General features: G+C 66.1%; 19 protein-coding genes. 13 read left to right on the top strand and 6 right to left on the bottom strand.

Going from position 1 to position 25,876, the window contains the following annotated elements; all coding sequences use genetic code 11:
• Nucleotides 1–506 precede the first annotated feature (506 nt).
• From otsA to ABQ039_RS14785, 4 genes are all read right to left on the bottom strand, one after another.
• Nucleotides 507–1,874: an alpha,alpha-trehalose-phosphate synthase (UDP-forming) gene (gene otsA / locus ABQ039_RS14800; RefSeq protein WP_024939412.1), complete on the bottom strand. Its 1,368-nt coding sequence runs from the start codon at nucleotides 1,872–1,874 to the stop codon at nucleotides 507–509.
• A complete protein-coding gene (locus ABQ039_RS14795) occupies nucleotides 1,871–3,649 on the bottom strand; it encodes a glycoside hydrolase family 15 protein (protein WP_349777986.1) in 1,779 nt (592 codons plus the stop codon). Before ABQ039_RS14795 ends, otsA begins: the two co-directional genes overlap by 4 nt.
• A 48-nt stretch (nucleotides 3,650–3,697) precedes the next feature.
• On the bottom strand, nucleotides 3,698–4,456 hold the full coding sequence (gene otsB / locus ABQ039_RS14790; protein WP_102580636.1) for a trehalose-phosphatase: 759 nt from the start codon (nucleotides 4,454–4,456) through the stop codon (nucleotides 3,698–3,700).
• A gap of 125 nt (nucleotides 4,457–4,581) precedes the next feature.
• A complete protein-coding gene (locus ABQ039_RS14785; RefSeq protein WP_039525848.1) occupies nucleotides 4,582–7,017 on the bottom strand; it encodes a TonB-dependent siderophore receptor in 2,436 nt (811 codons plus the stop codon).
• Between the two features lie 228 nt (nucleotides 7,018–7,245).
• Between ABQ039_RS14785 and ABQ039_RS14780 the strand changes: the two genes are divergently transcribed.
• From ABQ039_RS14780 to ABQ039_RS14760, 5 genes are all read left to right on the top strand, one after another.
• Nucleotides 7,246–7,719: a DUF3574 domain-containing protein gene (locus ABQ039_RS14780; RefSeq protein WP_024939416.1), complete on the top strand. Its 474-nt coding sequence runs from the start codon at nucleotides 7,246–7,248 to the stop codon at nucleotides 7,717–7,719.
• A gap of 11 nt (nucleotides 7,720–7,730) precedes the next feature.
• The gene (locus ABQ039_RS14775) at nucleotides 7,731–8,603 is read left to right on the top strand and encodes a hypothetical protein (protein ID WP_349777987.1); all 873 of its coding nucleotides are present in this window, start codon (nucleotides 7,731–7,733) and stop codon (nucleotides 8,601–8,603) included.
• 135 nt (nucleotides 8,604–8,738) lie between these two features.
• The gene (locus ABQ039_RS14770) at nucleotides 8,739–10,340 is read left to right on the top strand and encodes a hypothetical protein (RefSeq protein WP_102580633.1); all 1,602 of its coding nucleotides are present in this window, start codon (nucleotides 8,739–8,741) and stop codon (nucleotides 10,338–10,340) included.
• Complete coding sequence (locus tag ABQ039_RS14765) at nucleotides 10,337–11,506, top strand: lysozyme inhibitor LprI family protein (RefSeq protein WP_349777988.1); 1,170 nt, start codon at nucleotides 10,337–10,339, stop codon at nucleotides 11,504–11,506. The genes ABQ039_RS14770 and ABQ039_RS14765 overlap by 4 nt, the downstream gene beginning before the upstream one ends.
• 814 nt (nucleotides 11,507–12,320) lie before the next feature.
• Nucleotides 12,321–13,136 (top strand): DUF3014 domain-containing protein, encoded by an 816-nt coding sequence (locus ABQ039_RS14760; RefSeq protein ID WP_349777989.1) that lies wholly within the window; start codon nucleotides 12,321–12,323, stop codon nucleotides 13,134–13,136.
• Between the two features lie 133 nt (nucleotides 13,137–13,269).
• On the opposite strand, the gene ABQ039_RS14755 is transcribed toward ABQ039_RS14760, so the two are convergent.
• Both ABQ039_RS14755 and ABQ039_RS14750 read right to left on the bottom strand, forming a co-directional pair.
• On the bottom strand, nucleotides 13,270–13,977 hold the full coding sequence (locus ABQ039_RS14755) for a glutathione S-transferase family protein (RefSeq protein WP_349777990.1): 708 nt from the start codon (nucleotides 13,975–13,977) through the stop codon (nucleotides 13,270–13,272).
• A gap of 45 nt (nucleotides 13,978–14,022) precedes the next feature.
• The gene (locus ABQ039_RS14750; RefSeq protein ID WP_349777991.1) at nucleotides 14,023–14,331 is read right to left on the bottom strand and encodes a GIY-YIG nuclease family protein; all 309 of its coding nucleotides are present in this window, start codon (nucleotides 14,329–14,331) and stop codon (nucleotides 14,023–14,025) included.
• A 271-nt stretch (nucleotides 14,332–14,602) separates the two neighbouring features.
• On the opposite strand from ABQ039_RS14750, the gene ABQ039_RS14745 reads away from it, so the two are divergent.
• The 8 genes from ABQ039_RS14745 to ABQ039_RS14710 all read left to right on the top strand — a co-directional run bounded on the left by ABQ039_RS14745 (nucleotide 14,603) and on the right by ABQ039_RS14710 (nucleotide 25,846).
• A complete protein-coding gene (locus ABQ039_RS14745; RefSeq protein ID WP_349777992.1) occupies nucleotides 14,603–16,858 on the top strand; it encodes a TonB-dependent receptor in 2,256 nt (751 codons plus the stop codon).
• 64 nt (nucleotides 16,859–16,922) lie between these two features.
• Nucleotides 16,923–18,251, top strand: coding sequence for an LLM class flavin-dependent oxidoreductase (locus ABQ039_RS14740; protein ID WP_184433759.1), 1,329 nt, complete (start codon nucleotides 16,923–16,925; stop codon nucleotides 18,249–18,251).
• 16 nt (nucleotides 18,252–18,267) lie between these two features.
• Nucleotides 18,268–19,308, top strand: a complete 1,041-nt coding sequence (mgrA, locus tag ABQ039_RS14735; protein ID WP_046343907.1) for an L-glyceraldehyde 3-phosphate reductase — start codon at nucleotides 18,268–18,270, stop codon at nucleotides 19,306–19,308.
• A complete protein-coding gene (locus ABQ039_RS14730) occupies nucleotides 19,305–20,303 on the top strand; it encodes an aliphatic sulfonate ABC transporter substrate-binding protein (protein ID WP_349777993.1) in 999 nt (332 codons plus the stop codon). The genes mgrA and ABQ039_RS14730 overlap by 4 nt, the downstream gene beginning before the upstream one ends.
• 127 nt (nucleotides 20,304–20,430) lie before the next feature.
• Nucleotides 20,431–21,225: an aliphatic sulfonate ABC transporter permease SsuC gene (gene ssuC / locus ABQ039_RS14725; RefSeq protein WP_054592220.1), complete on the top strand. Its 795-nt coding sequence runs from the start codon at nucleotides 20,431–20,433 to the stop codon at nucleotides 21,223–21,225.
• Entirely contained in the window at nucleotides 21,222–22,025 is an 804-nt protein-coding gene (locus tag ABQ039_RS14720) for an ATP-binding cassette domain-containing protein (RefSeq protein ID WP_349777994.1), read from the top strand. Before ssuC ends, ABQ039_RS14720 begins: the two co-directional genes overlap by 4 nt.
• A 198-nt stretch (nucleotides 22,026–22,223) precedes the next feature.
• Nucleotides 22,224–24,809: an ATP-dependent chaperone ClpB gene (gene clpB / locus ABQ039_RS14715; protein ID WP_024940653.1), complete on the top strand. Its 2,586-nt coding sequence runs from the start codon at nucleotides 22,224–22,226 to the stop codon at nucleotides 24,807–24,809.
• Nucleotides 24,810–24,934: 125 nt separating this feature from the next.
• On the top strand, nucleotides 24,935–25,846 hold the full coding sequence (locus ABQ039_RS14710; protein ID WP_184608740.1) for a DUF6624 domain-containing protein: 912 nt from the start codon (nucleotides 24,935–24,937) through the stop codon (nucleotides 25,844–25,846).
• Nucleotides 25,847–25,876 lie beyond the last annotated feature (30 nt).

Here is a 25,876-nt window from a genome sequence, read left to right as displayed (position 1 = left end):
ACAGGCTGGCAAAGGGCGGCCTTGGATCCAACAAAAACGTCCTAAAGCAGAACGTCCGGATATGAACGCGCAGCCCCTCCCAGGGTCCTCAGCGCTACTCATGCAGATATTTTAGACCGCAATGACGCTTGTGTCCGTGACGGAATGAGAACCAACGTTCCAGGCCATGCGGTTGAGGCGCTGAAATTGCTCAAATTCGATGCGGCTGAAGATTGCTGTGGGTGTCAGGCGGTGTTGGGTGCATTCGCATGTGGCGACAAATGCAGGATCCTGCAGTAGTTCTATTGAGTTATTGACTCAAACGGTGAGGCGGGGATTTGGCATTCGGGAGTTGGGATTTGTAGAAGCTGGACTTTGCGCTTCGGACATTTCCACTTGTACGTACACGCGTACCCTCATCCGCCCTTCGGCCCCCTTCTCCCGAGGGGAAAAGGGGGGCGCTGCCGGTGCGCAGCGCGTCTGTGCTGATAGCGTGGTGCTGGCAGCCTGCGTTGCGGACACCGGAGTCAGATATCTGCAAGCGCCTGCAGGTAGCGCTGGCGCCAGTGATTGATGTTGTTCTTGCGGAGATGATCCATCATCGCGCTCCAGCGTTCGATGCGGGTTGCCAGCGGCATGCTTGCCGCAGTGGCGATCGCGTCGGCCACGCCGTCCAGATCGTGCGGATTGACCAGCAGTGCCTCTTTCATTTCGTCCGCTGCACCGGCCAGCAACGACAGCACCAAGACGCCCGGATTCTGCGGATCCTGCGCCGCCACGAATTCCTTGGCGACCAGGTTCATGCCATCGCGCAGTGGCGTGACCAGGCCAACCGAGGCCGCGCGATAAAAACCGGTCAACGTCGCATGGCTGAAGTTCTGATTGACGTAGCGCAGCGGCGTCCAATCCGGCTCGGCATGTCCACCGTTGATGTGGCCGGCGATCTGTTCCAGCTGCCCGCGCAACTGGCGGTACTCGTTGACGTCGCCACGCGATACCGGCGCGATCTGTAGATAGGTCAGGCTGCCGGATTGGTCCGGATAACGCTCCAGATAGCGTTCGAAACCCTGGAAGCGTTCCGGCAGGCCCTTGGAATAATCCAGCCGGTCCACGCCGATCGCCAGTTGCCGGCCGCGCAGGCTTTCGCGCAGGTCGCGCACGGCCTGCTTGCCGACCGAGGCCTTGGCCTGGTTGGCGATCAGGTCGGTATCGATCCCGATCGGGAACGCCGCAGCACTGAAGCGACGCCCGCCGGGGCCTTCGACGATGTCGCCGTCGAGAATGCGGCCGCCGCCGAACAGGCGCACATAGGCCTTGAAGCGCTCGGCATCGCGCTGGGTCTGGAAGCCGACCAGGTCGTACGCGTAGAACGTACTGAACAAGCGCGCGTGATCCGGCATCGCCTGCATCAGGTCGGCCGAGGGCATCGGCACGTGCAGGAAGAAGCCCATCTTGCAGCCTACACCCAACTCGCGCAGCATCGCGCCCAGCGGAATCATGTGGTAATCGTGGATCCACAGCGTGTCGCTGTCCTTCAGCAACGGCGCCAGCTTCTCGGCAAACAGCCGGTTGACGCGCATATAGCCTTCGCGGGTGGCGCGGTCGTAATCGACCAGGTCCAGGCGGAAGTGCAGCAGCGGCCACAGCGTGCGATTGGCGAACCCGTTGTAGTACGAATCGATGTCGCGCTTGTTGAGGTCCATGGTGACGAACTTGATGTCGCCCTCGGTCTGTTCGTGCATGCCACCGCTGTCGCCGCGGACGGTCTTGCCGCTCCAGCCGAACCACACACCGCCGCGCTCCTTGAGTGCAGCCAACAGGCCAACCGCCAGCCCGCCAGCGCGGTTTTCGCCGGGCACTGCAACGCGGTTGGATACCACCACCAAACGACTCATGACGCCTCCTGCCAGCTCCGCGACAAGCGCATCGCTGCGATGATCAAGCCCACATGCGAATAGGTCTGGGGGAAATTCCCCCAGGCTTCGCCGTCTTCAAACGATAGGTCCTCCGACAGCAAGCCCAGGTGATTGCGGCGCGAGAGGATGCGCTCGAACAATTCACGCGCCTCCTCCTTGCGACCGATCGCGGCCAGCGCGTCGATGTACCAGAACGTGCAGATGGTGAAGCTGGTTTCCGGCTCACCGAAGTCATCCGGTGCGATGTAGCGATACAGCGCATCGCCATGCTTGAGCACGCGGCCGACCACCTCGACCGTGCGCACGAAGCGGCTATCGTCGTTGGCGACGATGCCGATATCGGCCAGCAGCAACAGCGATGCGTCCAGGCGATGACCGCCCAGCGTATCGGTGAAATGGCCGCGTTCTTCGCTCCAGGCCTCGCCCAGCACGCGTTCGCGGATGGTGTGGGCGCGCTCGCGCCAGTACACGCTGCGCTCGGGCAGCACCAGCCGGTCGGCGATCTTGGAGAGGCGATCGCAGGCAGCCCAGCACATCGCAGCGGTGTAGGTATGCACTTCGGCGCGGCCGCGGAATTCCCAAAGACCGGCATCGGGCACGTTGTGCAGCGCGAACGCGCGCTCGCCCAGCGGCTCCAGGCGGCGGAAAGTGTCCGCATCGCCCTGGTCCTTCAGGCGCAGATCGAAGAACAGCTGGGTGGACGCCAGCACCACGCTGCCGTAGACATCGTGCTGCTGCTGGATCCAGGCCAGGTTGCCGCGGCGTACCGGGCCCATGCCGCGGTAGCCCTCCATCGTTTCGACTTCGTGCTCTTCCAGCTGGGATTCGAAACCGATGCCATACAGCGGCTGCATGGTGCCGTCGGCGGTGGCGATGTTGAAGATGTAGCCGATGAACTGCTCCATCGTGCGGGTGGCGCCCAGGCGATTCAGCGCACGCACCACGAATGCGGCGTCGCGCAGCCAGCAATAGCGGTAATCCCAATTGCGCGGGGTGTTGGGCGCTTCCGGGATCGAGGTGGTCATCGCCGCGATGATGGCGCCGCTGTCCTCGTACTGGCACAGCTTGAGCGTGATTGCGCTGCGGATTACCGCTTCCTGCCAGTCGAGCGGAATCGACAGGTAGCGCACCCATTCGCGCCAGTATTCTTCGGTGCGTTCCTGCGCTTCCTGCACGTAGCCGGTGAGCGAACGGGTCAGCGATTCGTCCACGCCCAGCACCAGGTTGACCGGGTGGCTGAGCACGAACGGCAGGCCGTCGCGGACGAAGCGCACCGGCACGTCGGTGGTCAGGCGCAGAGTGAATTCGGGCAGCACCCAGCGGATGTGATTGCTGCCCCAGGTGGTTTCCGGGCTGCGCCCGCCCCAGTCGGCCAGCGGGCGGGCGCGCACGATGATGCGCGGGTTGCCGGCCAGCGGGCGGATCTGCCGGATGATACTGACGGGCCGGTAGAAACGCCCGTTATTGCGCCAGCGCGGTGCGAAGTCGATGACTTCCACTTCGCCGCCGTGGTGGTCGCGCAACACGGTGCGCAGCACAGCGGTATTGGGCAGATAGTGTTGCTCGCTGCTGGCGAAGTCCTCCAGCTCCACGGCAAAGTCACCGCCTTCGCGCTTGGGCGAGAGCAGCGAACAGAACGCCGGGTCGCCGTCGAAGGCCGGCAGGCAACTCCACACCACGCGTGCCTGCCGATCGACCAATGCCCCAAAGCTGCAGTTGCCGATGACGCCCAGATCCAGGTTTGGCTCGGTCATGGAGTGCGAACGATCCTTTTGAAGAAAAGAGGGGAAGGCGCGCTGCGCTCAGGCCTGGCGCGCATTGCGTTGCAGCCACGCATGCACGTCGGCGGTACCGTCGACGCGGAAGCGCGCGCTGGTCTGGGCGCGATCGCCGACCAGTACGCTCCAGCCGCCGAGGCGGTTGGCCGCTTCGAAACCGAATTCGTCGGTGAGGTCGTCGCCGACGAACACCGGCGTGCGGCCGGCGAATGCGCCCTGCTGCATCAGTTGTTCGACCGCCAGGCCCTTGTTGCTGCCTTCGGGGACGAATTCGACCACGTGGTCGCCCGGTTGCAGGCGGTACCCGGAAAGCTGGGCGATTTCCTGCTGCGCAAAGGCGAGCACGTCGGGGCCGGCCAGCGGCTGTGCGCGCCAATGCAGCGCGACGCTGACGCCCTTGTCTTCGACCAGCACGCCGGGGTGCCGGTGCGTGAGTGCGGCGGCACGCTGATGCAGGCCATGCAGCCACTCGGAGGTGTCCTGCGGCATCGCCGCGCGTGCAGCGATGTCGCTGCGCAGTTCGTGTCCGTGCAGGCCGGCGGCCGGAAGCAGCAACGGCGCGAACAAGGCATCCAGTTGCGACAGCGGTCGGCCGCTGACCAGTGCCACGGCGCCGTGCAGGCGGTCGCTTAACTGGCCGATGGCCGCGCGGACCTCGGGAAGGAGTCGCACAGCCTCGGGGCTGTCGGCGAAGTCGATGAGGGTACCGTCCACGTCCAGAAACAATGCGCAGGCATCGTCCAGCAATGGCGGCGACGGAAGGGGGGAGTGCACGTCTGCCATCGCGCTAGTGTGCGCAAGGCGATGTGATATTCAGGTTATGCAACAGCGGGGAGTGGGGATTCGGGAGTGGGGTTGGCGATGCGCCGCCCTTGCCAATCCCGAATCCCGATCCACCCATCCCGGCGTCAGAACGAGTAGCGCACCCGCCCGTACCAATACGCGCCGTTGCTACCGATCGGCGAGAGCACGTCGTACGGCAGGTTGCCGAAGTAGGCGATGTCGTCGATGGAGCGGTCCGAGTAGTTGTCGAGAATGTTCTGGCCGCCGATCGCCAGCGTCCACTGCGTGCCCAGGTGGTACTCGGCTTCCAGGTCCAGCTGCCATTCCGCGCCGTAGGTCTGGCGTGGCACGAAGCCGCCGCCGAAGTCGAACACGCGCGTGGCGCTGCCGTAGCGATTGACGCGGGTCTGCAGGTTCCAGTGCTCGTTGTTCCAGTTGGCGGCCAGCGCGGCGCGCGTGCGTGGTGCGGCATCGGTGAGCGTGTTGCTCTCCTCGACACCGAACAGCACGTAGTCCGGGTCCAGCGCGAGCAGCTGCGCCGGGGTGCCGATGACGTTCTTCAACTCGGTCTTGGCGTAGCTGTAGGTGCCGGTCAGCAGCAGGTCGCCGCCGAAGGCGTACTGGCGCCAGTTGCCGACCAGCTCGGCGCCGCGGGTGCGGGTGTCGGCGGCGTTGAGGAAATAGCTGGCGCTCTGCACGCCGGCGACGGCGAAGTTCTGCTGCACGAAGTCGGTCAGCGTGGTGCCGGTGATGTCTTCGGACAGCGCGATGCGGTCGTCGATATCGATCTGGAAGAAGTCCAGCGACAGGTCGAAGTGATCGCCCAGCTGGCTGGTGAAGCCCAGGCTGTAATTGAGCGATTTTTCCGGCTTCAGGTCGGTGGCACCGAGCGCGCGTGCGATCGGGTTATTGACCGACAGCAGGCGGCCCTGGGTCAGGCGACCGGCGGCGTCATAACCGGTGGAGGTGGCTTCGTAGCCGATCTGGCTGAGCGAGGGCGCACGCACGTTGTTGGAGACCGCGCCGCGCAGCGCGAACGCCGGGGCGAAGGCATAGCGCGCGGCCAGCTTGCCGGTCCACTGGCTGCCGAAATCCTGGTAATGCTCGTAACGGCCGGCCAGGTCGGTGGAGAACTTGTCGCCGAACTGGCTGGACACGTTGGCATAGGCGCTGGCCACGTTGCGCGACAGGTCGGCCTCGTCCTGCGGGGTCAGGCCGCCGCCGGCCTGCGAGCCGGTGGGGCGATCGGTGAACGGGCCGGCCGCATAGCTGGCCGGGTCGCCGGCATGGGTGCGGTATTGCTCGCGGCGGAATTCGGCACCGGTGCCGAAGGTGTGGGTGGCGCCGGCCGCATCGAACACGCGGGTCAGATCCAGGTTGCCCACGGTCTGCGCAAAGGCGAAATCGCCGGTCTTGAAGCGGGTGGTGCTGCCCGGGCCGAGCGAGGCGTTGAGCGAGTTGCGCAGCCGGTAGGTGAAGTCGTTGCGGCCGTAGTTGACGCTGGCGTCGTAGTCCCAACTGCCGAGCTGCCCACGTGCGCCGGCGACGACCTGCAGATCGCGGTTCTCGCCTTCGGAAATCGGACGGTAGCCGTTGGGATAGATCTCACGCCAGTTGGCGCTGCCGTCCGGGTAACGGAAGTAATTGGCGCCTTCGGTGTCGCGCTGGTTGTAGGTGCCGAAGGCGTAGAACTCGCCGGTGGCGCTGAAGGGCACCTTGGTGTTGAGCCAGGCGTTCAGGCCCTTGGTGGCGCCATCGCCGAGCACGTAGTTGCGCTTGCCGGCCAGCGCCAGGTTGGCCGGGGTCTGCTCCTCGAACGACGGAATCTGGTCGAAGCCGGCGCGGTTGGTCGCCTCGCGATTCTTCAGCTCCAGGCCGACCTTGAAGAAGCCGCCGTCATCGCCGAGCAGGCTGCCGACCTTGGCGCTGGCGTAGCTGGTCTGGCCATCGGTGACGCGGCGATTGATCGGCTCCACGTCGGTGTTGTAGGCGCCGAAGCTGGCTTCCAGCTCGCCGCGCTCCGGGTTGTCGTCCAGGATCACGTTGATGACGCCGGCGATCGCGTCCGAGCCGTACTGCGCGCCGGCACCGTCGCGCAGCACTTCGATGCGCTTGATCGCATTGATCGGGATGGAGTTGAAATCCACCGGCGTGGTGCCCTTGCCGATCTTGCTGTCGGTATTGACCAGCGCCGAGGTGTGGCGGCGCTTGCCGTTGACCAGCACCAGCACCTGGTCGGGCGAGAGCCCACGCAGCTGCGCGGCGCGGATATGGTCGGCACCACCGGAGTTGGACTGGCGCGGGAAGTTGAACGAGGGCAGCAGCGCCTGCAGCGCGCTGCCCAGCTCGCCGTTGACCACGCCGGCCTTGCGGATGTCCTCGGCGGTGAGCACGTCCACCGGCACGGTCGATTCCAGCACGGTGCGGTCGCTGGCGCGGGTGCCGGTGACGATCACGGTGTCCAGCGTGGTGGCACCGGGGGCGGCCTGCTGGGCCTGGGCGTTGGCGCTCAACACGGCGGCCACGGCCAGGCCGATAGCCGAAAGGGTGGGGCGGGTCATCTCTCTCTCCTGCGACAGCAACTGCGAACGCGCCGCGCGGACGGCATCCGGCCGGGCAGGGGCGCAAAGGGGTTCGGATCGTCCACATTCATCCGGATGGAGAGATATTATCGCGTTGTTCAGGCGCGTGCGAGATGGCACAGTGCGCGCACGCCGGCATCAGCTGATGCCGGCCCTGCATGAGCCCGCCCCCGATCCGTCGTAAACGTACCCGTTGTGGAGAAGTCGATGAAGTTGCTGCCGTCCTGCCTGCTTGCCGCCATGCTGGCGCTGTCCGCCTGCGCCACTACCCCCGGCGGCGCGCCGGGCCCGACCACTGCCAGCCTCCAAGGCGATGCGGCGCGGCCGGCGGCGGCGCGCGGCTGGGTGCGCAGCGAGCTGTACTTCGGGGTGGGCGAGGAGACCGGCCCGGCCGATCGCCCGCAGACCCGTACCATCGACGAAACCCAATGGCGCGCGTTTCTGGACAAGGAAGTGACCCCGCGCTTTCCCGACGGCCTGACCGTGTTCGACGCCTATGGCCAATGGCTGTTCCGCGGTGCCAAGGAGCCGAACCGTCTGGGCACCAAGGTGCTGGTGATCCTGCACGAGGACACCCCGCAGCGGCGCAACGACATCGAGGCGATCCGTCTGGCCTGGAAGCAGGCCACCGGCCACCAGTCGGTGCTGTGGTCGCGGCAGGCGGTGGAGGTGTCGTTCTGAGTCTGGCGACCATGCGGCTTGAACATCTGCACCGGCTGCGCGTGAGCGCTGCACGCAAGCTGCTGTTCGCCGCACTGGGCGGGCTGTCGTTTGCGTGCTTTGCGCGCGACACCAGCGTGCAGGTGTCGCTCGACGCAAACACACAGGCGACCGCCACACTGGTCGGCGCACGCCTGCATGTGGTGTTGGGCCCGGGCGGCAAGGAGCAATGGTTCGACGCGAACCTGGACGAGGGCGAAGGCGCCGCCGGTGTGGACAGCGACGACTACAACTTCGACGGACATCCGGATCTGGCGGTGTCGGCGATGCTCGGCCAGGTCAACGAAGCGGTGCTGGTCTTTGTGTTCGATCCGGCGCAACGGCGCTTTCGTGCGCTGACCGCGCCCACGCGCCCGGCAGTGCAGTGCGAAGGCTTCTTCAATCTGACGCCCGACAGGCAGCAGCGCAGCTTGACCAGCTCCTGCCGCAGCGGGCCGATGTGGTACGCCGATGTGTATCGCTACGCGGCCGATGGGCGGTTGTATGTGGCCAGGACGCAGCAGCCGATCGCCTCGCCCGACATCCAGACCTTGCTGGATCCAGGCACCGGCGATGGCATGCCGCTCTCGGTGTGGCCCAGTTACGACGCGCGCGGGGCGAAGGTTTCAAGCGAGATCGGCACCACCCTGGACGCGCCGATGCCGGTACAACTGCGCGTGCAGGTGGCGCGTCTGCCGCTCTACGCCACCCCTACGGCGACCAGCACCAAGCGCTATCTGGTGCAGGGCGATCGGGCCGACGCGCTGGATGTCAGTGCCGATGCCACGCGCGTGCAGGTGCGCTATCGCAGTGCCGGCCGTGGCGACATCGTCGGCTGGATCGAGGTTGCTGCGGCGATGAAGTAGGGCCGTTCCGCCACGCAGCCGCCTGGCATGGAACAGACCGGCGCAATCGCGGCGACACGCTCTGATCCACCGCGCCGCTGTCGCGCGTGCGGAGCAGCGGCTACCATCGGTCGATCCCCACGCTTCCTGGCTCCCATGTCGGCCCCTTCCTCGCGTACTGCGGCATCGCCGCGCTGGTTCGTCGCCGGCGACCTCAATGGCTTCTTCGGCCTGGTCGTCGACAATCTCTCCATCCTCGGCTTCATCGCGATGGCATTGGTCGGAATGTTCCAGTTCCCGGCCGAGGTGGTGTTCGGGCGCATGTTTCCCGGCACCGCGTTCGGCGTGCTGGTGGGCAACCTGCTCTACACCTTGATGGCGCGGCGGCTGGCTGCACGCACCGGGCGCGACGACGTCACCGCGATGCCGCTGGGCCTGGATGCGCCGACCAGCATCGGCATGGCGCTGTTGGTGCTGGGCCCGGCGTTCGTCGGCTTCAAGGCGCAGGGACTGGACCCGCAGGCGGCTGCCATCGCCACCTGGAAACTCGGCATGGCCGCGCTGGTGGTGATGGGCCTGCTCAAGCTGGTGCTGTCGTTCGTTGGCGAGGCGGTCACGCGCGCGCTGCCGCGCGCGGCCTTGCTAGGTTCCATCGCCGGCATCGCGCTGGTGTTGATGGGCTTGCTGCCGCTGCTGGAAACCCTGCGTTCGCCGGTGGCCGGCTTCGTCACCCTGGGCCTGCTGCTGTACGTGCTGCTGGCCAAGGGCCGGCTGCCGACCAAGTTGCCCGGCGTGCTGGTGGCGTTCGTGATCGGCACTGCGTTGTATTACGGGCTGGGACTGGCCGGCCTGGGTGCACCGGGCTTCGCGGTGCCGGAATGGACGCCGCCGCAGATCGTGTTGCCGCTGCCGAACCTGGGCTTCATCGACGGCCTGCCCGCCACGCTGGCGTACCTGCCGCTGCTGCTGCCGTTCGGCCTGTTGATGGTGGTGGGCGGCATCAATGTCAGCGAGAGCGCACGCGCTGCGGGCGATGACTACCGCACCCGTGACATCCTGCTGGTGGAAGCCCTGGCGACGCTGGTCGCAGGCGTCTGCGGCGGGGTGGCACAGACCACGCCCTACATCGGCCAGCCGGCCTACAAGCACATGGGCGCGCGCTCCGGCTACACGCTGCTGACCGGCTTGTTCGTCGGCATCGGCGGCATGCTCGGTGTGATCTCCGGCTTGGTGCAATGGCTGCCACTGGCGGTGCTGGCGCCGATCATCGTGTACGTGTCGATCGACATCACCACGCAGGCGTTCCAGGCCACGCCCAGGCAGCACGCCGGTGCGATGGTGCTGGGCTTTCTGCCGTCGGTGGCCTACCTGCTGACCATCAAGGCACCAGGCTGGATCGCGCCGGATCAACTGGTCGCACTGACCACCAAACTCGATGGGCATGGCCTGCCGGAGCTGGCGGTGATCTTCGCGCTGGGCAATGGCTTCATCATCACCGCGATGCTGTGGATCGCCGCCGTGGCAGCGATGATCGATGGCCGCCTGCGCCGTGGTGCGGTCTTCCTGCTGGTGGCCGCGGGGCTGACGCTGTTCGGCCTGATCCATTCGGTGGACCCGCGCGGCGGCATCTATCTGCCGTGGTCGCTGCACGGCCTGGCGCGCGTGATCAGCTGGCAGTTCGTGGGTGCCTATGTCGCGCTGGCGGTGACCCTGCTGCTGCTCTCGCTACTGCCCGCACGCAAGGAGGCAGTGCAATGACAGCCTGCTCCAGCGTGTTGCGGGTGGTTATCGGCGGCGCGCTGTTGCTTGGCGCCGGCGGTGCCTGGGCGGCGTCGTTCGACTGCAAGCAGGCAGCCACGGCGGTCGAAAAACGGCTGTGCGCGGTGCCGGCGCTGGGCAATCTGGACGATCAGCTGGACGAGTCCTATCGGGCGCTGCTGGACACCACGCCGCGTAGCGCGGTCGCGGGCGTGCGTGATCAGCAACGCGCCTGGCTGCGGCAGCGCAATGCTTGCGCGCAGGACGCCAAGCCGGACGACTGCCTGCAACGCACATTGACGGCCAGGGCCGATGTGCTGGCCAAGGCGCTCGTTGCGCAGCAACAGGCGCTGGATCGCATCATCGCCTTGATTCCCACTGCGCCTGCCGACGCCGCGCGCCAGCTGCAGGGCTACGACACGCCGCTGGCTTCGGCGTGGCTGGCGTATCTGCATCAGTTTGTCCCCGCCGCGGGCGTGGATGCAAAGCTGGCGAGTGCGCGGTTTGAAAGTGCGCGCAAGGCGCTGCGCAAGGTCGACGACTTCGCCGCATCCTTGCTCGACGATGTGGATGGCATGCCCGCCATGCAGGCGCAGGAACGCGTGCTGACATTGCTGCGGATGTGGATCGAACGCGACAACAGCGATCATCGTCCTTACGTGCATTGCTTCATCTTTGCTGCAGTGGGCGAGCCGGCGTATGAGGCGTTCGGGTCGCTGTATGGCTCGACACGCGACGGGTTCGCGCCGATCTGCGAGCCGCCGGGCGGTCTGTTTGCATTGGCCAGCTGGAAGCAGCTGGATGCCGGCTTCGACGGGTTGATCGAGGCCCTGAGCAAGGACGCCGGCACCATTCGCTACGCCAGTTACGCCGAGTGGAAAATCATCGCGTTACGCGCGTCGGTATCGCCATTGCTCTACCTGACTCCGGCATTGCGCAAGCGCTACGGCGAGGATCCGGACAAGGAGATTGCCGCCTGGACCGGGGAAGACAGCGACTGGCCGGCGGCACAGCGCAGGGCCGTGCGCGCGTTACTGCCGAAGGTGCGCGCCGACACGGCCGCATGGCTGGTGCGCGAGAAGCGCCTGCCTGCGAAGCAGGCCGAGCAGGCGGCCGCCGCCATCGTGGCGGCCTGGGTGAATGCGCGGCTGGATTTCGCAAGCTGAGAGCGGCGGACATTGCCACTCGTGGCCATCGGGCGGGCGGCGTTGTCGTTTGATGCGGCAACGCTGGGCGTTCTGGTTCGAGCGTTGGCGATGTGGGTGAGCGAGAGCCAAAGCCAAACCAGAGCTGGAGCATGCGATCTGTGGCCTGGCTGCAGGGCCCTTGCAGGACACGCCGCAAGTACGTCCATGTAGGCTCTTACGCGGCATCCATGCCGCGTAAGGTCCCGCGACGGTGGGCGGGCAAGGACCTGTCGAGATGGTCGGTGGTTTGGTTGCAAGCAAAGCATGGTGTGCGTTGTTCGGATCACCGTGCGTTCGATCAGCTTTCCAGCGCAGACCGAGTAACGGCAGCGGCTCAACAAAGCAACCTGCAAACTTTTCAGCGTCCCGACGCAAGACTTGCAATCGCAACAGGCAGCTTTTCATTCGACCACCAACCAACCTCCTGGCGCGGTGTCCTTGCCGGTTGCGGGACCCTTGGCGGCATGGATGCAGCCAAGGAGCCTCCACGGACGGATTCACGGCGTGTCCCGCAAGCGGTGAGGGCATCGCGCCCCTCGATCACTGAGTTGTGACTGCATCGGATTTCGCTGCGCGCGTGATCGGTTCGCAATGAGGACGGTGGTCAGGCGTATGTCGTTGCCAGTTCTAGCGCTGCAGCCAGCGTTCTCTGCCAGAAACAGTCCTCTTCGCGGCCAATCGCCCTTGTGCGATGCACATGGTCTGCTTGATCGCGTCATCGCCGCACATCGATGGAACCACCGCGATATCTGGTTGTCACACCATGGATGTCGTCGATGTAAGGAGTTCCACGATGCAATCCAAGTCTTCGCGTTGGCCGTGGCTGCTGGCGGTGCCAGTGGTGGCTGGCGCTGCCTGGTGGCTATTCAGCGGGTCACCCACGGCGCCGGGCGCGTTGCCTGCGCCGATCAGCCAGACCGCCAGCGCCGTGGCAGCGGCGGTGGCCCCAGCGCCGCCGGCACCGGCAGGGCCGCGGCATCCGGTGCAGCAGCCCTCGGCCGATGCCGCCGACGCTGCGATTCCTGCGCTGGCACAGAGCGATGCCGCTGCGTGGCAGGCCTTGCTGGAACTGGTGCAGGACGATGGCGCCTTGTCGATCGTGCTGCGCAAGCACCTGATCGAACGCGTGGTGGTGATGATCGACAATCTCACCCAGCCCAGCATCAGCCGTCGCGCCTCGGTGCTGCAGCCGGTGGCGGGTGAATTGGCAGTGTCCGATGCCAGCGGCAGTGTGGTGATCGATCAGGCCAATGCGGCGCGGTATGCGCCTTATGTGGCGGCGTTCACCCAGGTGGATGCGCAGGCGCTGGTGCGCAGTTATGTGCGTTTCTATCCGCTGTTCCAGCAGGCCTATGCCGATCTTGGTGCGCCAGACCGCTACTTCAACGACCGCGTGATCGACGTGATCGATCATCTGCTGCGCACGCCCGACCCGGTACAGCCGATCAAGGTGCAGCGCGACGAGCGTGGCCGTTATCGTTTTGTCGATCCCGCGTTGGAGTCGCTGTCGGTCGGTCAAAAGGCGCTGCTGCGGTTGGGGCCAGCGCAAGCGGCTGCAGTGAAGGCGCAGTTGCAGCGGATCCGGACGGCGTTGCTGCAGGGACGTTGACGCAGCGTGTGATGACGTGAGGAGAAGGCCGCCCGAATGCGGCCTTGCATGCATGGATGCAGCGTCGTGCGCCAGCCCAGCAGGGAAACAACGCAACTTCGGCGGCATGCGGTGCATCACGCGCCGCCATCGCTTACGCCGCATCCAGCTCCGGATAGTGGCGGAAGATGCCGTTGGTATTGAACGCCACGCGTCGTTCGGAGGCGAGATAGCCGGCGATGCGTGGGCGGGCGGCCACGCGCTGTTGCAGCGCTTTCAGGCCTGGCAGCTCGGCTGACAGTGTCTTCATGCGCTTGGGGAACATGTATTCCAGCCCGCTGATCAGCTGAAACAACGACAGATCCACATAGGAATGCGTGCCAAGCACATGCGTGCCGCCGGCCTGTTGCAGCACCTGCTCGAAGTGGCCCAGGAACTTGGGCAGGCGGTTGTCGCGCAGATCCTTGGCGCGCTTTGCTGCCTCGGCTTTCTGGTCTTCGTAATACAGGCCGGTGGCGATCGGATGATGGCTGTCGTGCACCTCGGCCACCAGGTCGGCGATGGTCAGCTGCAACTGCAATGCCTGGATGCGCTGTGCGTCCGAGTCCGGCACCAGCTGCAGTTGCGGTCCGATGACATGCAGGATGGCCGCCACCGGCGCAACCACCGTATCGCCGGCCTTGAGGGAGGGCGGTGCGAACGGCTGCGCGCCGGCCTGGTGGCCTTCCAGAAAGGCATTCATCACCTCATCGCCTTCGACACGCGCCACGTCGGTGTAGCCGGCGCCGGCGTCTTCCAGTGCGAGCCGGACGAATTCGCCGCGGCCTTGCAGGCCGGTCCAGTAATAGAGCTGATAGTGCATGCGCTGCTCCGCGATCGATGGCGCTACAGCGTAGAAATCGCGCGGCTAGGTGGGCGTGAGCGAAGCGTCAGCGGGCTGTGACCCGGTGCCGTCGTGCGGCTGCGCCAGCAGCCAGGCCAGCTTGCGCGCACGCGGTTGCTGCTTGAGCTGCCACTCTGCGCGCGAGGCGGCGGCGCGGTCCGCATACGGATGGCTGGCAAGCAGCTCCAGCGGTGGGTTTGCACGGGTGTAGCGCGCGCCGGTCCCGCGCTGATGCGCCTGGAAGCGCCGCTCCAGATCGTTGGTGATGCCGGCGTAATAGCTGCCGTTGCGACATAGCAGCAGATAGAGGTGCCAGGGCTTGGGTGCATCCATGGGCCCATTATCGCCATTGGCCTGGTGTCGTGCAGCGAAGATATTGGCGAGCGCTGGGCAGGGTGGTCGACACGCGGCGGCGCGTGAGTGAATAACCACCTAAACATTGGTTATTTGACGCTCGCGGCCGCTGCAAACAGCATGCGCTACTGCATTGCAGCGCCGTGTCGGCCTGCACTGCGACGGGTCGCCGTACATGCATGGCGACCGCCAATTCGCAAAAAATCTCCCCACGCTGCTGCACGACAGCCGACGCCACGAAAGGACGTACATGCCTGCGCGACACCGGACCCCTGCAAGGATCCTCGCTGCTTCGAGATGGTTGGCCAGGCCGCAGGTGCTGGCGTGGAGTCTGGCGTGGGCATGTGCGCCGGTGCTGGCCGATGAAGTGGGCGAGGCTGCTGCGACGCCGGAGCACGGCGCGCAGACCCTGGGCGCGGTCACCGTGACAGCCACGCGTCGCGAAACCACCTTGCAGCAGGTGCCGGTGGCGGTATCGGTGGTGCAGGGCGAGACGCTGGAGCGCGAAAACCGCAACAGCGTGGCCGACTTGCCGGCGCTGGTGCCCAGCCTGAGCTTTCGCAACGGTGCCTCCAACAAGGACACCTCGTTGTTCCTGCGTGGCGTGGGCACCATCTCCACCTCGCCAGGGGTCGAGCCCAGCGTGGCGACGGTGATCGACGGCGTGGTGCTGGGGCGTCCGGGCCAGGCCACGCTGGACCTGCTCGATGTCGAGCGCATCGAAGTCCTGCGCGGGCCGCAGGGCACCTTGTTCGGCAAGAATGCCTCCGCCGGCGTGCTCAATATCGTCAGCAAGCCGGCGCCGGAGTTGTTCGGCGGCTATGTGGATTACTCGCACTTCGGTGGCGGCGACGAAGACCGTGTGCGTGCCAGTGTCGGCGGCACGCTGGTGCCGGAGCTGCTCAAGGCCAGCGTGTCGGCATTGTGGGCCGAGTACGGCGGCAACGTGCGCAACGTGGCCGACGGCCAGACCGTCAACGGCTACCGGCGCGCCGGCGCGCGCTTGCGGCTGGACCTGAGCCCGAACCCTGGCTTGAACGCGACGCTGCTCGCCGACTACCTGCAATCGCACAGCGACGCGCCCAGCGGTGTGGTGGTGGACAGCACGCGTGCCGACTTCGCCGCGGCGCTGGCACCGGTCGTCGCCAGGGACGACAACCGGCAGATCAACAGCGATTACCGCACGTATCTGGACGACATCAACAAGGGCGCCTCGCTGCAGCTGGATCAGCAGCTCGGCGATGCACTGCTGACCTCGATCAGCGCGTGGCGGCAATGGGACAACACCCAGTTCCAGGATGGCGATCGCACCGCGCAACGCAGCGCGGCGTTTCCGTCCTCGCACGACCGTGGCGACCTGGGCTACACGCAGTATTCGCAGGAAGTGCGCATCCAGACCCCGCGCGATCGTGCGGTGGAGGCGGTCGCCGGGCTGTATTACCTGCATGCGCGCAACGACGAAACCTACCGCCGCACGGTGACGACGCCCACCGCCAGCAACATGGGCGTGGCCGATTACGCCACCCGCGCGGAAACCTATGCCGCCTTCGGCGAAGCCACCTGGCATTGGCGCACGGATCTGCGTGCGCTGCTGGGCGCGCGCTTCACCCGCGACACGCTCGACTACCGGCATCAGCGCGTGTCCAGCTCGGCAACCGCAGCCACCGGCATCCAGCCGTCCACCGCAAGCAGCGGCAGCACCGCAGAAAACGGCGTGTCCGGCCGCGCCGGCCTGCAATACGACGTCGACGCGCGGACCACCGGTTACATCACCTATTCGCGCGGCTACAAGGGCCCGGCCTACAACGTGTTCTTCAACATGCAGCCGCGCGATACGCCGGCGCTGAAACCGGAGACCTCCAACGCCTGGGAGCTGGGCCTCAAGGCGCGCGCCCTGGACGATCGCCTCAGTGCGAACGTGGCGCTGTTCCATACCGAATACGCCAACTACCAGGCCAACTTCTTCGACACCGTGGCCGGGCAGGTGGTGACGCGCCTGATCAACGCCGGGCAGGTGCGCACGCAGGGCCTGGAACTGGATCTGGACTACCGGCCCACCGAGCGGCTCAGCCTGGCCGCATCGCTGGCGTATACGCAGGCGCGCATCCAGCGCTTCGCATGCCCGGCGGCAGCGGCGGCCAACTGCAATGTCGATGGCCGGCCGTTGCCGTTTTCGCCGGACTGGAAGGGCAATCTGCGCGCCGGTTACCGGGTGCCGCTGCGCGGCAGCCTGGCACTGGAATTCAACGGAGACGTGAGCTGGCAGGACAGCGTGCAGTACGACCTCAGCCAGACCCCGCAGACCATCCAGGGCCCGTACGCGATCTGGAATGCCAGCATCGCGCTTGCCGACGATGTGCATGGTTGGCGCGTGGCGGTGCTCGGCCGCAATCTCGGCGACCGCTCATATGCCCCGTTGCTGGCCAATGCCACCGGCAACGTGTTCCGGCTGGTGCCGCGCGACGACCAGCGCTATGTCGGGCTGCAACTGCACAAGGATTTTTGACGATGTCCGTGATGTTTGTTGATGCTGATTCGAGCAATGCAGGCGCACCGCACGGTGGGCTGCGATGAGCGCTGCACGACAGCTCTCGCTCGGTGCGTTCCTGATGGCCACCGGCCATCACGTGGCCGCATGGCGGCACCCGCAGGCCAGTGCCGACCCGCTGGTGTTCGACCATTATCGCGAGATGGTGCGCATCGCCGAAGCCGCCAAGTTCGATGCGGTGTTCGTCGCCGACAGCCTGGCTGCGGCCGGTGGGCCGGTGGCGTCGCGGATGGCGCGCTCCAGCCTGTTCGAACCGCTCACGCTGCTGAGCGCGTTGGCGGTGGTGAGCGAGCGCATCGGCCTGATCGCCACCATGACCACCAGCTACAACGAGCCGTATCACGTGGCGCGCAAGTTCGCCTCGCTGGATCATCTGTCCGGTGGGCGTGCCGGCTGGAATCTGGTCACCTCCGATGCCGCCGACGAAGCATTGAACTTCAACCGCGACGCGCATTACGTGCATGCCGAGCGTTATGCGCGGGCGCGCGAATTCCAGCAGGTGGTCGCGGGGCTGTGGGACAGCTGGGACGACGATGCCTTCATCGCCGACACCGCTGCAGGCGTGCACTACGATCCGGCGCGGCTGCATGTGCTGGATCATCGCGGCGCGCACTTCCAGGTCCGCGGCCCGCTCAACATCGCACGCGCGCCGCAGGGGCATCCGGTGCTGGTGCAGGCCGGCTCGTCCGAGCCCGGGCGCGCGCTGGCTGCGGAAACCGCCGAGGTGGTGTTCACCGCGCAATCGTCGCTGGCCAAGGCGCAGGCGTTCTATGCCGACATCAAGGGGCGGCTGGAACAGTTCGGGCGCGCGCGCGATGCGTTGAAGGTGATGCCGGGTGTGTTCATCGTGGTCGGGCAGAGCCAGGCCGAGGCGCAGGACAAGTTCGCGCAGTTCCAGGAGCTGGTGGAGCCGGAGGTCGGCATCGCGCTGCTGTCGCGCATGCTGGGCAACTTCGATCTGTCCGGCTATCCCCCCGATGGGCCGTTGCCGGAGCTGCCGCTCACCGAAACCGGCCAGCGCAGCCGCCAGCAGTTGTTCACCGAGCTGGCCGGACAGGAGCAGCTGAGCATTGCCCAGCTCGGTCGGCGCATCGCAGGCGGACGCGGGCACTACAGCCTGATCGGCACGCCGGCACAGATTGCCGACGAGCTGCAGGCCTGGTTCGAAGGCGGGGCCGCGGACGGTTTCAACGTGCTGGTGCCGCATCTGCCCGGCGGCCTGGCCGATGTGGCCACGCACGTGGTGCCCGAGTTGCAGCGGCGTGGACTGTTCCGGCGTGAATATGCAGGGCGCACCCTGCGCGATCATTTGGGGCTGGCACGCCCCGTCAATCGCTTCAGCGCACGCTGACTCACCGGATACCCTGATGACCTATCTCGCACATCCCGATCGTTACGACCGTATCGCCTACCGCCGTGTCGGCCGCAGCGGCCTTGTCCTGCCTGCGCTGTCGCTGGGCCTGTGGCACAACTTCGGCGACAGCACGCCGATCGACACGCAGCGCGCATTGCTGCGGACCGCCTTCGACCTGGGCATCACCCATTTCGATCTGGCCAACAACTACGGCCCGCCGTATGGCAGCGCGGAAATCAACTTCGGCCGCCTGCTGCGTGAAGACTTCAAACCGTATCGCGATGAATTGATCATTTCCACCAAGGCCGGCTGGGACATGTGGCCGGGTCCGTACGGGCAGGGCGGCAGTTCGCGCAAATACCTGCTGTCCAGCCTGGATCAGAGCCTGCAGCGGCTGGGCGTGGACTACGTGGACATCTTCTACTCGCACCGCTTCGATGCAGACACGCCGTTGGAAGAGACCGCCGGCGCACTGGCTAGCGCGGTGCAGCAGGGCAAGGCGCTGTATGTGGGCGTGTCGTCGTATTCAGCGGCGCGTACGCGCGAGATCGCCGCGTTGCTGCGCGAGTGGAAGGTGCCGCTGCTGATCCACCAGCCGGCCTACAACCTGTTCAATCGCTGGGCCGAGCATGAGCTGTTCGATGCGACCGACGAGGTCGGCGCCGGAGTGATCGCATTCACGCCACTGGCGCAGGGCCTGTTGACCGGCAAGTACCTCAATGGCGTACCCAGCGATGCGCGCGTGAATCGTCCCGGTGGCGACTCGCTGCGGCCGGAACATCTGGCCGAGGCCAACCTGCAGCGCGCACGCGGGCTGGATGCGATCGCGCAGCGGCGTGGGCAGAGCCTGGCGCAGCTGGCCCTGACCTGGGTGTTGCGCGACCCGCGGGTGAGCTCGGCACTGCTGGGCGCCAGCCGCCCGGAGCAGTTGATCGAAAACGTCGCGGCCTTGCAGACGCCCGGGTTCAGTGCGGACGAGTTGGCCGAGATCGATCGCTTTGCGGTCGAAGGTGGCGTCAACCTCTGGGAAAAACCGTCCACCGATTGGCAATGAGGAACACTCTGATGCGCTACCGCTTTTTGATTGCTGCGTTGCTGTTGTCCGGCATCGCGTGGCTGCAACCCGCAGCGGCGGCCGAGCCGGCGCAGTTGCGTATCGGCTATCAGAAAGCGGTGTCCAGCCTGGTGCTGGCCAAGCAGCATCGGTTGCTGGAGCAGCGCTTCCCGCGCACCAGAATCAGCTGGGTCGAGTTTCCGGCCGGCCCGCAGCTGCTGGAAGCCTTGAACGTGGGCAGCATCGACCTGGGCGGTGCGGGCGATATTCCGCCATTGTTCGCGCAGGCCGCCGGTGCCGATCTGCTGTACGTGGGCTGGGTGCCGCCCACGCCCAAGGCCGAGACCATTCTGGTGCCGGCCAGCAGCACGCTGCGGCGCGTGGCCGACCTCAAGGGCAAGCGGGTGGCCTTCCAGAAGGGTTCCAGCGCGCACAACCTGCTGCTGCGGTTGTTGGCCAAGTCCGGCCTGAGCATGCGCGACATCACGCCGTTGTATCTGTCGCCGGCCAACGCACGTGCGGCGTTCGCGGCCGGGCAGGTGGATGCCTGGGCGATCTGGGACCCGTGGTATTCGGCATTGACGCTGGATGGCAGCGCACGCCTGCTCGCCAATGGCGAAGGGCTGGGATTGACCGGCGGGTTCTTTCTGTCCTCGCGGCATTACGCCACCGCGTGGGGTCCGTTCGTGCAGCAGGTGATGCTGCAGCTCAACCAGGCCGATGGCTTGCTGGAGCGCGACCGCGCCGGCAGCATCAAGGTGCTGGCGCAGGTCAGCGGGCTGTCGCCTGCAGTGGTCGAGCGCACGCTGGCGCATCGCCCGCCGGCCAGCGTGCAACCGCTCAGCGCCGAGGTCATCAAGGCGCAGCAGGCGACTGCCGATCTGTTCTACGCGCAGCGCCTGCTGCCCAAACGCGTGCTGGTGGCGCCGGCGGTGTGGCGTGCGCCCGCAGTTGCCGCGGTGCCAGCGGCAGGCAAGCAGGCGGTGGGCAAGTGATGCACGCCAGCAGTACTACACCCGCACGCAGGAGCGCATGCGCAGGCCAGAACGCATGCCGAGCACCCGTGAGCGGGCAGGCGCACGCCGTTGTTTCGCTGCATCGCCCAACCAACAAGGCCGTGCGATGAGTCGCCGCTCGCAGCGATTAGGCAACGTGCTGGTGCCCTGGTTAGTGCCGCTGGCCTTGCTGGTGGCCTGGCAGGTCGCGGCCTCCGGCGGCTGGTTGCCGCAGCGCATCCTGCCCGCACCGGATGCGGTATTACGTGCCGCAGTGACCTTGGTGCAAACCGGCGAGTTGTGGCAACACCTGGCCATCAGCAGCTGGCGTGCGGCAGTGGGCCTGGCCATCGGCGGTAGCATCGGGTTTGCGCTGGGCCTGCTCACCGGCGTGTCGCGTATGGCCGAACGCCTGCTCGACAGCACCTTGCAGATGCTGCGCAACGTGCCGCATCTGGCGCTGATTCCGCTGGTGATCCTGTGGTTCGGGATCGACGAGGGCGCCAAGCTGTTCCTGGTGGCGCTGGGCACATTCTTCCCGATCTATCTCAATACCTACCATGGCATCCGCAGCGTGGACCCGGCCTTGATCGAGATGGCGCGCAATTACGGCCTGCGCGGCCCGCAGCTGTTTGTCGATGTGTTGTTGCCCGGCGCATTGCCGTCGATTCTGGTCGGCTTGCGCTTTGCGTTGGGCCTGATGTGGCTGACCCTGATCGTGGCCGAAACCATTTCCGCCAGTTCCGGCATCGGCTATCTGGCCACCAACGCACGCGAGTTTCTGCAGACCGACATCGTGGTGGTGGCCATCGTGCTGTACGCGCTGCTCGGCAAGCTGGCCGATCTGGCCGCACGCGGGCTGGAAGCCTGGTGGCTGGGCTGGCATCCGGCGCAGCAACAGCGTGCGGAGCTGCGCCGGTGAGCGCGGCCGACACCGGCCTGCCGCTGAGCCTGCGCGGCATCGGCAAGCGCTACGGCGACAGCGAGGTCTTGCGTGGCATCGACCTGGAGATCGCGCCCGGCGCCTGCGTGGCGGTGGTCGGGCGCAGCGGCTGCGGCAAGAGCACCTTGCTGCGCGTGATCGCTGGGCTGGAAGCAGCCGATACCGGCACCGTCGACAGCGGTCATGCAGCGCTGGCAGCGCAGCGCGATGCGGTGCGGCTGATGTTCCAGGACGCGCGGTTGTTGCCGTGGAAGCGCGTGATCGACAACGTGGCGCTGGGCCTGGGGCGTGCCGGGCGTGCGCAGGCACAGGCGGCGCTGGATGCGGTGGCGCTGGGCGCACGCGGTGGCGAGTGGCCGGCGGCGCTGTCCGGCGGTCAACGCCAGCGCGTGGCCCTGGCGCGCGCACTGGTCCATCGGCCGCGGCTGCTGTTGCTGGACGAACCGCTGGGCGCACTGGATGCGTTGACGCGCATCGAGATGCAGCAGCTGATCGTGCAGTTGTGGCGGCAGTACGGCTTCACCCTGGTGCTGGTGACCCACGATGTGGCCGAGGCGAGTGCGCTGGCCGATCGCATCGTGCTGATCGAACACGGCCAGGTCGGCCTGGATCTGCCGGTGCCGGTGCCGCATCCGCGTGCCCCCGGCGCGCCGGCCCTGGCGGCAATCCAGGCGCAGGTGCTGTCGCGTCTGCTGGGGGCATCGCACCTTCCGGCGTCAGCGGCTGCGGAGAATCCTGCCGTGGCACCTGCGTCGCTACCGCTGCGGCGGATCGTCTAACGACGTGTCCGTCTGCCTGGGGTGGTCCAGGTCAGTGGGCGAACCCACACCGCCCAGCCCAGGCGCCACCGTGTGTGAGCCGGTCCTGCTGCCCCGCATCGGCACCTGCGCAGCCGCCAAACCTTGAAACCCCGCACGGCAGCCGCATCTGCACGGTATCGTCGGCGTCGCCGGCCACCAGTTCAGAGGATTATCCCCATGCGGATGGACAAGCTCACCTCGCGGTTCCAGCAGGCGCTGGCCGACGCGCAGTCGCTGGCCGTGGGCCGCGACCACAACATCATCGAGCCGGTGCACGTGCTCGCCGCATTGCTCGACCAGAGTGGCGGCAGCACACGCCCGCTGCTGTCGCAGGCCGGCGTCAACGTGCCGCTGCTGCGCGAGCGGCTGGGCGAGGCGCTGGACACGCTGCCCAAGGTCTCCGGGCAGGAAGGCAACCTGTCGATCGGCAACGATCTCAACCGCCTGCTCAACCAGACCGACAAATTGGCCCAGCAACATGGCGACGCCTTCATCGCCAGCGAGTGGTTCGTGCTGGCCGCCGCCGACGATGCCAGCCCGCTGGGCGTGGCCCTGCGCGCGGCCGGCGGCGACAAGAAGAAGATCGAAGCCGCCATCGACAAGTTGCGCGGCGGCGAGACCGTGCAATCGGAAAACGCCGAGGAACAACGCCAGGCGCTGGAAAAATACACCATCGACCTGACCGCACGTGCGGAGAGCGGCAAGCTCGATCCGGTGATCGGCCGCGACGAAGAAATCCGCCGCACCATTCAGGTGTTGCAGCGGCGCACCAAGAACAACCCGGTGCTGATCGGCGAACCGGGCGTTGGCAAGACCGCCATTGTCGAAGGCCTGGCGCAACGCATCATCAACGGCGAAGTGCCCGAAGGCCTGCGCGGCAAGCGCGTGCTGTCGCTGGACATGGGCGCGCTGATCGCCGGTGCCAAGTTCCGCGGCGAGTTCGAAGAACGGCTGAAGGCGGTGCTCAGCGACCTGTCCAAGAACGAAGGCCAGATCATCCTGTTCATCGACGAGCTGCACACCATGGTCGGCGCCGGCAAGGCCGATGGCGCGATGGATGCCGGCAACATGCTCAAGCCGGCGCTGGCGCGCGGCGAGCTGCATTGCATCGGCGCCACCACGCTGGACGAATACCGCAAGTACATCGAAAAGGACGCGGCGCTGGAGCGGCGCTTCCAGAAGGTGTTCGTGGGCGAACCGACGGTGGAAGACACCATCGCGATCCTGCGTGGGCTGAAGGAGCGCTACGCGGTGCATCACGGCGTGGAGATCACCGACCCGGCGATCGTTGCCGCCGCCACCTTGTCCAACCGCTACATCACCGACCGCCAGCTGCCGGACAAGGCGATCGATCTGATGGACGAGGCGGCATCGCGCATCCGCATGGAGATCGACTCCAAGCCGGAGGAACTTGATCGCCTGGAGCGCCGCCTGATCCAGCTCAAGATCCAGCGCGAGATGCTGAAGAAGGAAAAGGACGACGCCTCGCGTCAGCGCCTGGCCGATCTGGAAACCGACATCGACAAGCTCGAGCGCGAGTTCTACGACCTCAACGAGTTGTGGAAGTCGGAAAAGGCCGCGCTGCAGGGCACCACCAAGGTCAAGGAGCAGATCGAGCACGCCAAGCTGGAGCTGGAGGCCGCGCAACGGCGCCAGGACTACGCCAAGATGAGCGAGATCCAGTACGGCGTGCTGCCGCAGCTGGAAAAGCAGATGGCGCTGGCCAACGAGGTCGAACATCACGACTTCAAGCTGGTGCAGGACCGCGTGACCGCCGAGGAAATCGCCGAAGTGGTGTCGCGCTGGACCGGTATCCCGGTCAACAAGATGCTCGAGGGCGAACGCGACAAGCTGCTGCGCATGGAAGACGAGCTGCACCAGCGCGTGGTCGGCCAGAACGAGGCGATCAAGGTCGTCTCCGACGCGGTGCGGCGTTCGCGTGCCGGCCTGTCCGATCCCAATCGTCCGAGCGGCTCGTTCCTGTTCCTGGGCCCGACCGGCGTGGGCAAGACCGAGTTGTGCAAGGCGCTGGCGGACTTCCTGTTCGACAGCACCGAGGCGATGATCCGCATCGACATGAGCGAGTTCATGGAGAAGCACTCGGTCTCGCGGTTGATCGGTGCGCCTCCAGGCTATGTGGGCTATGAGGAAGGCGGCTATCTGACCGAGGCGGTGCGGCGGCGCCCGTATTCGCTGATCCTGCTGGACGAGGTGGAAAAGGCGCATGCCGATGTCTTCAACATCCTGCTGCAGGTGCTCGACGACGGCCGCCTGACCGATGGCCAGGGCCGCACGGTGGACTTCCGCAACACTGTCATCGTGATGACCTCCAACCTGGGCTCGCACCAGATCCAGGAGCTGTCCGGCGACGGCAGTGCCGAGGCCTATACGCAGATGAAGGCAGCGGTGATGGGCGTGGTGCAGGCGCATTTCCGCCCGGAGTTCATCAACCGGCTCGACGACATCGTGGTGTTCCACCCGCTGGACAAGGCGCAGATCAAGTCGATCGCGCGCATCCAGTTGCATGGGCTGGAAAAGCGCCTGTCCGAGCGCGGCCTCAAGCTGGACCTGGACGATGCCGCGCTGGAATTGCTGGGCAATGTCGGTTTCGATCCGGTGTATGGCGCCCGCCCGCTCAAGCGTGCGATCCAGTCGCAGGTGGAAAACCCGCTGGCCCAGCAGATCCTGTCCGGCCAGTACCTCGGCGGCGACACCGTGCGCGTGCGTGCCGAGGGTGGGCGGCTGGTGTTTGGCAAGGGCTGAGTGAGTAAGGATCGTCCCGCAGAATGCGGGACGATCCGCTGACGTCGGGCAACGTGTTCGGATGGTGTTCCGGGGCAAGCAGTCTCCCGGTACTATCGGGCCAGAGACCCACGGAAGAAACACAGATGCGCATGGCTGATCTGATCATCGGTATCGTCATGTGGACAGGCTCGGCAGTTGCGGGCCACGCCGCCCAATCACCGGATTTCGTGGCTGCCGTCGATGCCTATGAAGCAAAGGACTATTCGCGCTGCGCGGAGATTTTAGGCTCGCTGCAACGCGCTTCCATCCCGTTTCCACAAAATGCGCAGCTGTTGCAGGTGGAGTGTCTTGCGGCAGCTGGCCGCACCGATGAAGCGTTGCGTTATCTCGATTCGGAGATTCCGCACGGTCGTATCTCTGTCGAAGACCTGCGTGGTAAAGATCGTCCCGGACTCAATCGACTACGCAAGACCGAGGCGTGGCCAGCGTTGTTGGCGAAGGCAGAGCGTCTTGGTGCGCAGCAAAATGCTTTTTTGGATCAAGCGCTGCGACAGGAACTGCTGGCGCGTGTCGAAAAAGACCAGCAGGTCCGTCGCGCCGCGATTGCTGCCGGCGGAAAGCCGGAAGATTGGGCACGCATCGCACCGGTCGATCGCGATAACACCGCATGGTTGAAGCAAGTCGTCGCACGCCAAGGCTGGCCAGGCAATGAACTGGTTGGAGAGGACGGCGCAGAGGCCGCGTGGATACTGGTACAGCATGCCGATGCAGATCCGACGTTTCAGGCGCAGATGTTGCCGTTGCTGGAAGCGGCGCTTTCCCGCAGAGATGTAGCGGCAGACCATGTTGCGTTGCTGACTGATCGCGTGTTGCGTGCACAAGGCAAACCGCAGCGTTACGGAACGCAGTTTGAGACCGAAGCAGACGGGCACATGTCGCTGCAACCTACCGAGGACGAAGCGGGACTCGATGCGCGGCGGCGCGCAGTGGGGTTGCCGTCCATTGCCGATTACAAGCGGATGCTGCAAGAGACGTATCACACGCCAGTGCGTTGATCGTCGCGCACTGGGTACGCAATCGCGTAG

Origin of the sequence: Xanthomonas sp. WHRI 6108 (assembly GCF_040202385.2) — a bacterium.
GTDB classification, from domain to species: Bacteria; Pseudomonadota; Gammaproteobacteria; order Xanthomonadales; family Xanthomonadaceae; genus Xanthomonas; species Xanthomonas arboricola.
This window is presented reverse-complemented; position numbering and strand designations above follow the sequence as displayed.